Genomic DNA, 14,106 nt, shown 5'->3' with positions numbered 1-14,106 from the left:
TGTTAAACGCGGTGCAAATATAGTGTTTTAAAGTAAAATCAAGCATGAAATTGAAATAATTTATCGTCAGATAATAGCTTTTGTCTATGCTTCTATGCTTCGAGTTTTCCAGAGGGCTGAATAACAGTGATTTGTTTCTTTGTTCCTTAGTGTGGTTTATTTTATAAAACAGTTTTATTTTATCCTGTAAACGTTTTCATATATTTGTTTACTAATCCTTGCCTGGAAGAATTGACTGTTTTATTAAAGATACAATGAACTTTAAGAAGAAGAATAAAATCTTGCCTGTTTCGATACAAAAGGAAAAGCAGTTTGAGCAAATCTTTCGGGAATATTTTGTTCGATTGTGTTTTTTTGCAGATCGATACACGAATAATTCGGAGGAATCGAAGGAAATTGTCCAAGACGTTTTTGTGAAAGTATGGGATAAGCGCGATGTATTGCCCCTGGATGATGATTTGAAGTTTTACCTGTTTCGGTCGGTTAAGAATGCCTGTTTCAATTTATTGCAGCACAAGCGTGTTGTCGATGAGTTTCAGTCAGTGTTGTATCTTTTGTATAATTCAGATACAAAAGAGAATGTATTATACCAGTCGGTAGAAATACATGAACTGAAAGAAACAATTGACGCCTCAGTTGCAAGTCTGCCGGCTGAATGTAAACGAATTTTCTTGTTAAGCCGTGATAAAGGGCTAAAGTATGCTCAGATTTCAGAAGAGTTGAATATCTCAGTGAAAACAGTTGAAACGCAAATGAGCAGGGCATTGTCGCGACTTCGGACTTTGCTGAAAGAGTACTTGTAGCAGTCACTCGAGTCACATCTCAAAAAAAATATAAATATTTTAATCTTTCTTGTCGGGGTAAACTCCGGGAGAACTGTATTGCTTAATAGAAACACAAATTATATGGCTTCAGCTATCGATGAAAATTTAATAGTGCGTTTTATTCTTCGCGAAAGCACGGAGGAAGAAGATCGTGAAATTGTACGTTGGGCTTCTTTGTCGGAGAATAACAGAAAAGAGCTTCGAAGCTTTTACGAAACCTACAAATTAAGTCAACAAAACCGATTAGCTTCGGAAATTGATATTGATCAGGAGTGGTCAGACTTTTACTCTCGTCGTATGCGTCCATCAATATCGGATGGAAAACCCATAATCAAGCTTACAAAAAGATGGATTGGGGTAGCAGCATCGGTTTTAATTTTATTAAGTGTTGGTTTTGCAGGACTTCAAACTTACCGTTTGTCACGTATTGACCAACGGAGTCATGAGTTATTGACTGTACGTGTGCCTTCAGGTGAGAAATCAAGTCTTGTTTTGCCTGATGGCAGTGTCGTGTGGCTAAATTCGGAATCGACCTTAAGTTACGATGCAGCTAATCCGCGAAAAGTAAGTTTAACAGGTGAGGGATATTTCAATATTACAAAAGATCCTAAACATCCTTTTGTTGTTGATACACCTTCGGGGATGAATATTCGTGTGCTTGGAACTCAGTTTAATGTGCGTAATTATGCAGATGAGCCATTTGAAGCTACTTTGGATGAAGGGAAAATTGAGTTGTTTAGTAAGAAACTATCCGGGGAGTACGCTATCACTCCGGGAGAACAAGCCGTGTTAACCAATGATACCCTTCAGGTACGGAAAGTTAATTCAAAAATTTATAGCGTTTGGCGTAACAACGAACTGAAGCTTGTAGATACCAATTTTGCAGAATTGGTACCTCGGATTGAACGTTGGTATGGTGTTAAAATAGACCTGGATCCGGCTTTGGCTACGCGCGATTATTTTACAATGACTATTAAGACTGAAAGTATTCGGGAATTATTTAAGATGATGCAGTTAACGTCAAACTTTAATTATGAGATAGACGGAAGTCAAATAAAATTGAAAGCAAATTAAAAAAGGAAAGTGTTGCAGCACTTCCCTTTTGAATTTATTACGGTTGCAGCCGTAACAAATTAGTTAATAATAAACAATACAAACTTATGAAAAAAATCCGTATGAAATTTCGGATACCGCTCCGGTGGTTTCCGAAACAAACTTTGCGTATCATGAAACTAACAAGCCTATTTATTCTGATGGCTTTTCTGCAGGTTTCTGCAAGCGTTTATTCGCAGAATACCAAGATGGTGCAGATAAAGGCAACAAATCAGTCAATTGTCGATGTCTTGAAGACAATTGAGGAAGAAACAAACTTCACTTTCTTGTTTAACCGGGCAAATGTCGATGTTGATCAGAAAGTCAGTCTAAATCTGGAATTTTCAGATATCGAAAAAGCATTAGACCAGTTGCTGGAAGGAACCAATATAAAATATCGCTCTTTCAATAATAGTTATGTGCTTTATTCAGATGATAATAATTCCACGGTTAATGTAGCGAGTCAGCAAACTAAAACCGTAAAAGGTCAGGTGATAAATGAAAAAGGGGAGTCTCTGCCTGGTGTGACTGTTGTTATTAAAGGTACAAACGAAGGCACAATTACCGATGTTGATGGTAAATATACCTTACAAGGTGTCCCTAATGATGGCATCCTTGTATTTTCTTTTGTCGGTATGAAAACAGTTGAAGTGCCAGCTCTGAATCTATCAGTCATTGATGTGACGATGGAAGAGGAGTCTATAGGCCTGGACGAAGTTGTTGCTATTGGTTACGGTACGATGAAGAAAAGAGACTTAACCGGATCGATTGCTTCAGTGAAAAGCGAAGATATTACCAGAACTCCTGCCCCGAATGTGATGGAAGGGTTACAAGGGCGCGTTGCAGGTTTGGATATTACCCGTCCTTCGGGACAAGCTGGTGCTGGTGTTAATATTCAGCTACGTGGAACCCGCTCCTTTACCGCTAGTGGTACACCAACGTTTATTATTGACGGAATGCCAGGAGACTATTCAACATTGAATCCAAATGACATTGAGTCGATTGAGGTATTAAAAGATGCATCGTCGACTGCTATTTATGGTTCGGCCGGAGCCAATGGAGTTATTTTGGTTACAACTAAGAGTGCTAAACAAGGGAAGTTAAATGTAAATCTGAATGTTTACACCGGATTTAACGGATGGGCAAAACTACCGGAAATGCGTAAGGGCGAAAGTTATATTCAAGCACTTAGGGACGCAAATAAAGCGACCGGTAACTGGAGTTCTCCAGCTGATGATGAAAATGTTTTTGCTTCTGCCGAATTATATCAGGCACACCTTAATGGAGACTATATTGATTGGCCAAAAGAGTTGATGCAAACTGCGGTGACTCAAAACTATAGTTTGGCAATTTCTGGAGGAACTAAAAAAACAAAAACATATTTTTCACTGAACTATACAGAGGAAAATGGCCAATATACGGGCGATACTTATCGTGTTTATTCATCCAATATTCGTATTGATAATACGATTAAATCATGGTTGAAAGTTGGCGTAAATTTGCAGGGATCGTATGTGGATCGCGATAAAGCTTACGCAAAATTGGAGAATGCTCTTGCTGCCGAACCGCTTGGAAAGGTTCGGGACAGTGATGGAAATTTTAATATTGAACCGGCAATTGGTAGTACTATGATAAACCTTTTGCTGAATACCCAAAAGGATGTTTATAAAAACCAGGATCAAAATGTAAATCTCTTCATTAATCCTTATATTGAAATTACTCCGCTTAGTGGATTGAAAATTACTTCACGGTTAGGTGGTTCCCTGGGTTTCATGCGCAATAATTATTTTCAGGGCGAAGGCTCCTATCAGTATTATGTGAATTCAGGACCAACAGCTCAGGGGACAAATTCCAATGTTTTAGCATCAATTACACAAAATCGTAGTTACAATTACAAGTGGGAAAATATTGTAACCTATAATTTTACGGTGAAAAACAATCATAATTTCACGCTGACAGGTGTTTCATCATATAGTCATAATCAATACGACTATTCATGGATGCAGCAGACCAATATTGAGCACAATAAGTATTTGTGGTATAACATGACAGCAGGTTCCGAGTATGCTAGTAATGCAACGAGCTACAATATGTCAAAAGAGCTTGGCTTTGTTGGCCGTGTTAACTATTCGTACTTAGGACGATATCTATTGTCCGCATCGATGCGTGCAGATGGGTCTTCGCGTTTGTCTGCCAATAATCGTTGGGATTATTTCCCTGCAGTTTCTGTCGGATGGCGTCTTTCAGATGAAGCATTTATGTCCGGAACAAAAGATTGGCTTACGAGCTTAAAACTGCGCCTTGGTTATGGTGTTACGGGTACAGCAAGTATCGATCCTTATTCTTCGGTTAATAATCTTGAATTTGCCTCAATGGCTCTTGGTGGGCAAGTGGAAAATATTTACCAGTTTTCAAAAAATTATGCCAATTCAGAGTTGTCTTGGGAAAAGTCTTACAATACGAATATCGGTCTTGATGCTAATCTGCTCGATGGTCGCATTGATTTAACTGCTGATGTATACAGAACAAATACCGATGGTGTTATTTGGTCACGCAAGCTACCCATTGTAAATGGTGGTTATGATCCTACTAGTCCTTATGAAATGAATATTAACCTGTGTAAAACACGCAATAAGGGGATTGAACTGGCTTTAAATACTGTAAATATTGATCATCGTAATTTTCGTTGGAATTCTACATTGACATTTACGAACAACAAGGAAGAAATTATAGCCCTTCAGGATGGAACATCAGACAATATTCCAGTAGGTGATTTCACATTGTCGAAAGGATATGCTGTTAATTCATACTATCATTATAAACTTGACGGTATTTGGCAATTAGGTGAAGAGAATGATGCTGCTGTTTTTGGGGCTAAACCGGGTGATTTGAAAATTAATATTCCTGGTTTGGAGCGAGAATCAGAAGGGAACTATTATAAAGTAGATGAAGAGGGGAATAAAACCTACTACGATGCCAACAATAAGTACACGCCGAGTGGGGCAGACTACCAGGTGCTAGGTCATAACTCACCGAACTGGACTTTGGGTTACCAAAGTACATTCACGTATAAAAATTTCGATTTGGCTTTCTTTATGTACATGCGCTGGGGGCAAATGATAGACTATGCAATGCTTGGTCGCTATGATCCTACAGGTGTCCGAAACTTCCCAACCTATTTTAACTACTGGACTGAAGACAATCCGTCAAACGATTTCCCAGCTATTAATTCAAGCATGGGTATAACAAATTACATTGGTAGTGCTGCATTGAATTATGTTGATGGTTCCTATTTCAAGATTAAGAATGTCACTTTGGGATATACAGTTCCCAAGAACCTTCTAAACAAGTGGAGAATTGAAAAATGTCGTATTTATGGAACAATCACGAATCCACTGGTTGTTGCAAAAAGTCACTTGCTGAAAAGTTATGATCCTGAGATGAATGGAAGTATCGATTATCCACTTACAAAGCAGTTGGTATTTGGTCTGAATTTAACCTTTTAACTGAATCTAAAAGAAAGAAATAATGAAAAAGATAATATTTAGAATCACATCAGTACTGCTTCTGCTTGTCAATCTGAACGCATGTACTTTAGATGAATTTAATCCGACGTCGTTGTCTGCCGATGATGTTTTGACAACTTTCGATGGCTGGAAGAGCTTGCAATCGCACTGTTATAAGTCCTTGAGCGGTTACTTGTTTAATTATGAATATTTTTCGCTTTCAGAGGGGGGGACGGATACCTGGATTACAGCTTATAACCGAACTTGGGCTCAGGAAGTGTATTATTATGAAGGATTGGCTACAAATACTAGCTATCCCAATAAGGTGTTTACAATGGCTTATTCAATGATCAATAATTGTAATACAGTAATTGACAGAGCAGCGGGTGTTACGGATGGCAATGCTTCCGATATCCAAACATTGGTAGCTGAAGCTCGTTGCTTGCGAGCTTTTTACTATTCAGTACTCGTAACTCAGTATGGTCCAATCACCTTGAATTTGCACGAGACTGACGGTGTAAATCTTCGTCCCGAAAGAAATACAATCGAAGAAATATATACTCAGATCATCGCTGATTTGAAATTTGCAGCAGATAATTTACCTATTGAACCTTATGAGGGGAATTATGCACGGGTTACCAAAAAAACCGCTCTTGGTCTGCTGGCTCGAGTTTATGCTCAAGGGGCCGGTGAAGGATTGAGCGAGGACGGTGTGTCTTATTGGGAGCGTGCAAGGGTAGTGGCCGAGGATTTTATTGCAAATCAGAGTGCTGATGGTGCGTTTATGTATGATGATGTTAATGATCTTTGGGCTCAATCAAATAATAGGGACAACCAGGAAGCCTTATTTATTGCGAGTGGTCCAAATCCACACGATCCATCCTATTTGGTTGGAAAACAGAATAATATTTTGTCTTTTGTTTCTCCAAACCCCTATAAATTGAGCGATTTATATGCTACGCGCGACAAAGGAAATTATTTCTACGGTCGTGTAAACAATAATGTGTTAGCACCCTCTAAATATTTGATTGATTGTTTCGACGCTAATTACGACAAGCGTTGGGAGAATACATTTATTACTGCTTTCGCAGAGTTCTCGATGGTACAACCGGGATGGGTTTCTTATGAAAGCAAGCAGCTGACGCTGACAGCAGAACTTTGTGAAAAGTACGGAATTGACGCTTCTCATGTGGGGCAGGTGATTTATCCTTATGTTGATGTAGCAGCTATTAGCACTGACTATGGGAACCAATATCCTGCAAAAGTTTGGCCCAAGGGAGATCACTCAGGAGATATTACCCACTTACAAGATGTGAAAAATGTCTATGTGCATCCTTATCCGTTGGAAGCAGATGACGATCGTTTTCTCATCTACTTGAGTAAAGATTATCTGTCGGAAGCAGATAAAGCTGAACGTGCTTATTTCTGTATGAATATAGACGACCTGTTCGATTCTGAAGGTAAATATAAATCCTCCATGTTTGATGGAACAAATAGCTATCAGCTGTATCCGGCTTTATCAAAGATGAACTGGAACTATGATGGAGCCTTCAATGGTGGTAATTTGCAGTATAAGTGTGGAGATATCATGATTATGCGTATGGCTGAGGTTTACCTGATTGCTGCCGAAGCTAATGCTCAATTGGGAGATGAAGTTAAAGCCGCCCAATACTTGAATGTATTGCGCAAACGTGCTTGTCGTAATGCAGCCGACTTCGACAGCCATATGAAGCTGTCGACAGCAGACATGGATGTTGTGTTTGATGAGTATGCCCGAGAGTTGTGTGGTGAGTTTGATCGATGGGCTTTGCTAAAACGCCATCATGCATTTGAAACTCGTTTACCCTCTACCAACCCACGTGCTGCCGCTTCGTTCACTGCTAAAAACTACTTGCGACCAATCTCTTACGACTTCTTAAGTCAGATCGACAATGCTGATGAATATGGTACAAACGGTTACTAATTTGATTTCATTCATAATTCATTTGTTTCGGTGAATATTTTGATGAGGAGAAGGCAGAAATGTCTTCTCCTTACTTTTTTATAGCTTGTGTAGAAAAGTGTAGAAACGTTTTCAAATATAAAAATATTTGCCTAATATTAAAGTTCACAAATTCAGTGTGATATAAAATGTAAACGTTATCATTAATTTTCTAAGAATTAGAAGATTATAGTCTAGGTTGAACCTTGTTAAATACATGGTATTCGAGAAAGGGGAATAGAAAAATGACGTTTTGTGGCTATCAGATCCTGAATTGAACCTAAAAAAATCGTTCGCTGAACGAAAAACTAAATCGAATGAAACGACTGACTGTAATTTTATTGAGCCTTAATCTGCTTTTTGCCTGTTCTACACCGAAAAAGAATATCCGGATTTCGGAATGTTCGGTTGAAGGCTTTTCCATTCCACAGGCCTTAATCGAAACGCAACAGCCCCGATTCAGCTGGAAGATGCAATCTGATTTTGACGGGAGCAGTCAATCTGCTTATGAAATTGTAGTTGGCCTGGATTCAAAAGATGTCAAGACAAATCAAGTATGGAATTCCGGTAAAGTAGAATCAAAACAATCACAATTAATATCCTATGCTGGCCAATCTTTAAAGGCGGGAGCTAAGTATTTCTGGAAAGTCAAAGTTTGGGATGAAAACGGCAATGAATCTGTCTGGAGCAAAATTAACTCCTTTCAATTTGGTTTGCCGAAAGTGGAGGATTGGAGCGGTGCAAAATGGATTGGCTACGAAGAATTACCCGTAGATAAACGCCTGGTTGAAGGTATCAGCGGATATGGTGATGCTGCTAATGATAAAGTTGAAAAACGAGCTGTCGTTCCGTTGTTCCGAAAGGACTTTGCGGTGAACGGAAAATTGGCTTCAGCGACACTATTTATCAGTGGCTTGGGTGAGTACGAAGCTTCACTTAACGGGAGAAAAGTAGGTGATGCTTTGCTGACCCCCGGTTGGACGCATTACGATAAAACAGCTTTGTATAACAGCTACGATGTGACAAATATGCTACAAAACGGCGCTAACGTACTTGGGGCAATCGTTGGAAATACTTTCCATTACAATAATCGCGAGCGCTACAGGAAACTAATTATCGCCTATGGATTCCCGGAAATGATCTGCAAGTTACAATTGAAATATGCAGATGGTCACATCCAAACGATTATCTCAGATTCCAGTTGGAAAACTTCTCCATCGCCAATAACCTACAGTGGAATTTATGGCGGAGAGGATTATGATGCAAATTTGGAACAGTCGGGTTGGAATAAAACTGGCTTTGACGATCATGCCTGGCAACCTGTCAAATTGGTACAGGCTCCGATGGGACAGTTAAAAGCTGATCCGAATTATCCGATCAAAGTGGAAGAGACTTTTGATCCGGTTTCGGTCAACCAGATTAATGACTCCGTTTGGGTTTACGATTTTGGGCAAAATGCATCGGGAATTATCGATGTAACGCTAAAAGGCAAGAAAGGCCAAATCGTTAAATTTTCTCCGGGTGAATGTTTGAAAGAAGATGGCACCGTTAGTCAACGCGGTAGCGGTTCACCCTATTATTTTAAATACACTTTAAAAGGTGAGGAGGCTGAAAATTGGAAGCCTCGTTTCTCGTATGTTGGTTTTCGGTATGTGCAGGTTGAAGGTGCACGACCCGATTCAATTGAAGCGCAATTGCCGGATCTGGAGAAGATACAATCCTTACATACTCGCAATTCTGCGCCTCAAGTGGGGAAATTTGATTGTTCCAATGAGCTGTTTAACCACATTTTCAACTTAATCAATTGGGCTATCAAAAGCAATCTTCAGTCAGTAATGACGGATTGTCCGACCCGTGAAAAGTTGGGCTGGATTGAGCAAACCCAATTGATGGGAACCAGTGTACACTTCAATTTCGATATTTATAAGCTTTACCAAAAGCTAATTGCAGATATGGAAGACGCCCAGACCGATAAAGGTTTGGTGCCTAGTATTGTTCCTGAATACATCAATTTTGAGTATTACAATGCTGCTTTTCGTGATTCACCGGAGTGGGGTAGTGCCTCCATCATCTTACCCTGGCTAATCTATAAATGGTATGGCGATGCTGAGGTGATGACTCAGGCATGGCCGATGATGGAGCGTTACATGAGTTATTTGGAAAGTAAGGCGACTGACAATATTCTTTCGCACGGTTTGGGCGACTGGTACGATGTTGGCCCAAATGAACCCGGGTTCGCACAATTGACTCCGGTTCCGTTGGTGGCAACGGCAACCTATTTCTACGATGCGCAATTGATGGCTAAAGTTGCGGCTAAATTGGATAAAAAAGATCAGGCTGACCATTTCGAAGAGTTGGCTCAAAAGATCAAAGCGGCCTTCAATCATGAATTCTATAAACCCGATTCGGCTAGTTATGCAACCGGAAGTCAAACGTCTTTGGCAATGCCTCTGAGCCTTGGTTTGGTTGACAAAGCAAATGAGCCTAAAGTTCTGGATAATCTCATTCGGCAAATTGAGCTGGATGGCAAAGCGATTACTGCAGGCGATGTTGGATTTCATTACTTGGTGGATGCTCTGACTCGCTTCGGGAAATCGGAATTGCTCTACGAAATGAATAACCGCGACGATGTTCCCGGCTATGGCTATCAGCTTAAAATGGGAGCCACTTCACTGGCTGAGTCCTGGCAGGCTTTACCTTCAAAATCGCTGAATCATCTCATGCTGGGTCACCTGATGGAATGGTTTTACCAGGGATTGGGAGGTATTCGACAAGCTGACAATTCTGTGGCGTACAAATCGATTGTTATACAGCCGGAGCTTGTTAGCGATCTAACTTTCGCTAATGTGTCCTTCAACTCTCCTTACGGAACAATCGTAAGTAATTGGAAGAAGAATGAAAACTCATTTACTCTGCATGTGGAAGTTCCGGTGAATACTACTGCTAAAGTAATCCTCCCACTGGCGGGAGATGTGCAGTCCCGGACTTTACAATCATCGGGAAAGGATATCGAACAGATTAAGCCGATGGAGAAAGTAAACGGTAAACCTGCCTTCGAAATTCAATCGGGCAGTTATGAATTTGAATTAAAAATTAAAGAATAAACCGGTCATTGACCGCTATGAAATAAACAGATGAATAGAACATTTTTCGCACTAGCAGTGGCAGTTCTTGCAATGGTTGCATGCTCGCCCAAAAAGAAAGAATTACCGGAATCGGTGTCTCAACAGAAGATGGACGAAATTTATAACGAGGTTAAAACGCCTTACAAATATGGGTTAATTATGGTGCCCGACAGCAATTCGTACAAAATGGATTGCCCGACTATTTTTCGTCACGATGACGAGTGGGTGATGACCTATATAATATTCGATGGACGGGGTTATGAAACGCATTTGGCCTTAAGTGACGACCTGATCCATTGGAAAGAGCAAGGTGCGATAATGCAGTTCTCTGATACCACCGATTGGGATGTAAATCAAAAGGCAGGTTATCCGTCGCTGATTCATTACGACTGGGGAGGCGATTATGGCATCGACACCTACGACGGAAAATATTGGATGAGCTATTTTGGTGGTAATTCAACTGGTTATGAAAAAGGTTTGCTATCAGTAGGAATGGCTTACACGAAAGAAGATCCGGCGACTTTGCATCAGTGGGATCGTTTGAAGAAACCCGTGATGACATCGAAAGATGAAGATGCCCGTTGGTACGATAATAGTACGATTTACAAGAATTTCGTAATTGAAGATAAAGAGCATCTGACAGGGCATCCTTTTGTAATGTATTACAATGCCCGTGGCGATAGTATTAATCCTGATCACGGTGCTGAACGTATAAGTATGGCCGTTTCCGACGATATGGTTCATTGGAAACGCTTTGGTGACAAACCTGTTTTGAATCATGATAAAGGGATTACAGGTGATGCGGTAATCCAGAAAATCGGTGATGTTTATGTGATGTTCTTCTTCCGTGCTTACTGGCCCGATGGAAAGACTGTGGTTTACAACAGCTTTGCTGCTTCATACGATTTGGTGCATTGGACTGAATGGAATGGCCCACACCTGATAGAACCATCTGAAAGCTACGACAATTTGTTCGCTCACAAGGCCTTTGTGATCAAGGTTGACGGAGTGGTTTATCATTTTTATAATGCTGTGGACAAACTGGGTAACCGTGGAATTGCATTGGCCACATCAAAAGACTTAGGCAAAAGCCCCATGACCTTTAATTCAACAGAAGAATCTGCTGTAAAATAGCTTTTAAAATCGAACCGGAAACCAATGAAACAGAGCTTTAAACTTATTCTTTTAATTGCCACGATTGCATTAATGGGGGCATGTCAGCCTCAAAAGCTTGCTGATCGTCAAAATTTTGATAGAGACTGGAAATTTATGCTGGGCGACGATTCGATTGCTTACCAGGTTAGCTATGATGATGGAACCTGGCGAAAGCTAAATGTTCCCCATGATTGGAGTATCGAAGGTGAGTTTAGCGCAGATGCACCTGCAACAACCGAAGGTGGAGCGCTGCCAACCGGAATTGGTTGGTACCGGAAGAGTTTTCGTTTGGAAGAACCTAAAATTGATAAACAGTTCTACATTGACTTTGATGGTGTTTTTTGCAACAGTGAAGTCTGGATTAACGGTCATTTTTTAGGCAAACGTCCTTATGGCTACATTTCATTTCGATATGACTTGACGCCCTATTTGAATTACGGTGAAAACGAAAACATCCTGGCTGTTCGGGTTGATAACTCTGCTCAGCCGGCTTCACGCTGGTACACTGGCTCCGGAATTTACCGCCATGTTTGGTTGGTCGAAGACAATCCGATACATGTGGCACATTGGGGAACTTTTGTGACCACTCCCGAAGTCTCCGAGAAGTTGGCAAAGGTTCAGCTGGATGTTCAACTTGACAATACGACTAGCCTCGATCAGGATGTTGTTGTGAAATCGTCAATCATTGATGGTGAAGGAGGTGTTGTCGCGAATGCTGAATCCAGCTTGGTGGCAGCAAAGGGAATTTCTTCCTTGACCCAAAATTTTGAGTTGAAAGATCCGGTCTTATGGTCGCCGGAAAGTCCAAATTTATACCAGGTTAAAACCGAAATTATCGGAGATGGAAAGATTTTGGATGAGTACGACACACCATTGGGTGTGCGTTGGTTCGAATTCACTCCGGATAAAGGATTTTTCCTGAATGGTAATCATTACAAGTTACATGGTGTAAATCAACATCACGATTTAGGAGCCCTTGGTGCTGCTGTAAATACCAGAGCTATGGAGCGCCAATTGGAAATTCTCAAGAATATGGGAGTAAACGGCATTCGCATGGCACACAATCCTCCGGCTCCCGAACTATTGCAGTTGTGCGACAAAATGGGCTTCCTGGTGATAGACGAGTCTTTTGACGAATGGAAGAAAGCGAAAGCCAAGAAAGGCTATCATCTTTATTGGGATGAATGGCACAAACGAGATCTTGAAGACATGATCTTGCGGGATCGTAACCACCCTTCAGTTTTTATTTGGAGTATCGGAAACGAAATTCCGGAACAATTTGATACTACAGGGATTCGAATTACGCGTGAACTGGCAGGTATTGTTAAAAATTTGGATACGACACGTCCGGTAACTGCCGCGTTAACGGAAACTGATCCGGCGAAAAATAACCTCTATAAATCCGGTGCACTGGATTTGCTGAGCTTCAATTACAAACACGAAGAGTATTTGAAATTCCCGGAACGCTACCCGGGCAAGTGTATGCTGGCTTCTGAAAATATGTCGGCCTTGTCAACTCGTGGACACTATGATTTTCCTTCGGATAGCATACGTATTTGGCCTCCTGCATACAATGCTCCGTTTGATGGAAATCCGGACCTGACAGCTTCATCTTTCGATAACTGTATCGCTTATTGGGGGGCAACCCACGAAGATACCTGGGCGGTGGTGAAAAACAACGACTTCATCCCGGGTATGTTCATTTGGTCGGGCTTCGACTATATCGGTGAGCCTTTGCCGTACCCCTATCCGGCACGTAGCAGCTATTTGGGTATTATCGACCTGTGCGGTTTCCCAAAGGATGTGTACTACATGTATCAAAGCGAGTGGACCAACAAAACGGTGTTACACCTGTTCCCGCATTGGAATTGGACAGAAGGACAAACTGTGGATTTGTGGGCATATTACAATAATGCCGACGAGGTGGAACTGTTTGTGAATGGTGTTTCGCAAGGCCGGAAGTCGAAAGACAAAGATAAATTCCATGTCATGTGGCGACTACCGTTTCATGCCGGAAGTATTCGGGCTGTGAGTTATAAAAACGGTGAAAGAGTGGCTGAACAGGAAATACATACGGCGGGTCCGGCAGCAAAAATCGAATTAACAGCAGATCGGGACAAAATAAAGGCTGATGGAAGTGACCTATCTTTCATTACGGTGAAAGTGACCGATAAGGATGGGAATATGGTGCCTGACGCAGCCAATCTGATCAATTTTGATGTTAACGGAGAAGGTTTTGTTGCCGGTGTGGATAACGGTTATCAAGCCAGCATCGAACCATTCAAAGCCAGCTATCGGAAAGCATTTAATGGCATGTGTCTGTTGATCGTACAAAGCACTGAACATGCCGGAGATATTAAAATCACTGCCAGCAGTGACGGTTTGGAATCGAATTCATTGACGCTTACTTCTAATTAAATCAG

At 41.0% G+C, this 14,106-nt stretch carries 7 protein-coding genes; all 7 read left to right on the top strand.

All coding sequences use genetic code 11. The features are described 5' to 3' along the window. Positions 1-254: 254 nt before the first annotated feature. The 7 genes from AC37HE_RS08265 to galB all read left to right on the top strand — a co-directional run bounded on the left by AC37HE_RS08265 (position 255) and on the right by galB (position 14,101). Positions 255-803, top strand: a complete 549-nt coding sequence (locus tag AC37HE_RS08265; RefSeq protein WP_500782355.1) for an RNA polymerase sigma-70 factor — start codon at positions 255-257, stop codon at positions 801-803. Between the two features lie 102 nt (positions 804-905). Continuing rightward, positions 906-1,898: a FecR family protein gene (locus tag AC37HE_RS08260; protein WP_500782354.1), complete on the top strand. Its 993-nt coding sequence runs from the start codon at positions 906-908 to the stop codon at positions 1,896-1,898. A gap of 152 nt (positions 1,899-2,050) precedes the next feature. After that, positions 2,051-5,422, top strand: coding sequence for a TonB-dependent receptor (locus tag AC37HE_RS08255; RefSeq protein WP_500782353.1), 3,372 nt, complete (start codon positions 2,051-2,053; stop codon positions 5,420-5,422). A gap of 22 nt (positions 5,423-5,444) precedes the next feature. Beyond that, positions 5,445-7,385 carry a RagB/SusD family nutrient uptake outer membrane protein gene (locus tag AC37HE_RS08250; protein ID WP_500782352.1) on the top strand — a complete coding sequence of 647 codons (1,941 nt, stop codon included), beginning with the start codon at positions 5,445-5,447 and terminating at the stop codon, positions 7,383-7,385. A gap of 335 nt (positions 7,386-7,720) precedes the next feature. Beyond that, a complete protein-coding gene (locus AC37HE_RS08245) occupies positions 7,721-10,507 on the top strand; it encodes a glycoside hydrolase family 78 protein (RefSeq protein WP_500782351.1) in 2,787 nt (928 codons plus the stop codon). A 30-nt stretch (positions 10,508-10,537) separates the two neighbouring features. Next, positions 10,538-11,662, top strand: a complete 1,125-nt coding sequence (locus tag AC37HE_RS08240) for a glycoside hydrolase family protein (RefSeq protein ID WP_500782350.1) — start codon at positions 10,538-10,540, stop codon at positions 11,660-11,662. A 24-nt stretch (positions 11,663-11,686) separates the two neighbouring features. Further along, positions 11,687-14,101, top strand: a complete 2,415-nt coding sequence (gene galB, locus AC37HE_RS08235; protein WP_500782349.1) for a beta-galactosidase GalB — start codon at positions 11,687-11,689, stop codon at positions 14,099-14,101. Positions 14,102-14,106: the final 5 nt, after the last annotated feature.

This window comes from Mangrovibacterium sp. (genome assembly GCF_059905295.1).
This window is presented reverse-complemented; position numbering and strand designations above follow the sequence as displayed.

Bases quoted from the DNA above. Each gene is read 5' to 3' on its own strand.
- AC37HE_RS08255 (WP_500782353.1), top strand. From the start codon at position 2,051: ATGAAACTAACAAGCCTATTTATTCTGATGGCTTTTCTGCAGGTTTCT.
- AC37HE_RS08250 (WP_500782352.1), top strand. From the start codon at position 5,445: ATGAAAAAGATAATATTTAGAATCACATCAGTACTGCTTCTGCTTGTC.
- galB (WP_500782349.1), top strand. From the start codon at position 11,687: ATGAAACAGAGCTTTAAACTTATTCTTTTAATTGCCACGATTGCATTA.
- AC37HE_RS08260 (WP_500782354.1), top strand. From the start codon at position 906: ATGGCTTCAGCTATCGATGAAAATTTAATAGTGCGTTTTATTCTTCGC.
- AC37HE_RS08245 (WP_500782351.1), top strand. From the start codon at position 7,721: ATGAAACGACTGACTGTAATTTTATTGAGCCTTAATCTGCTTTTTGCC.
- AC37HE_RS08265 (WP_500782355.1), top strand. From the start codon at position 255: ATGAACTTTAAGAAGAAGAATAAAATCTTGCCTGTTTCGATACAAAAG.
- AC37HE_RS08240 (WP_500782350.1), top strand. From the start codon at position 10,538: ATGAATAGAACATTTTTCGCACTAGCAGTGGCAGTTCTTGCAATGGTT.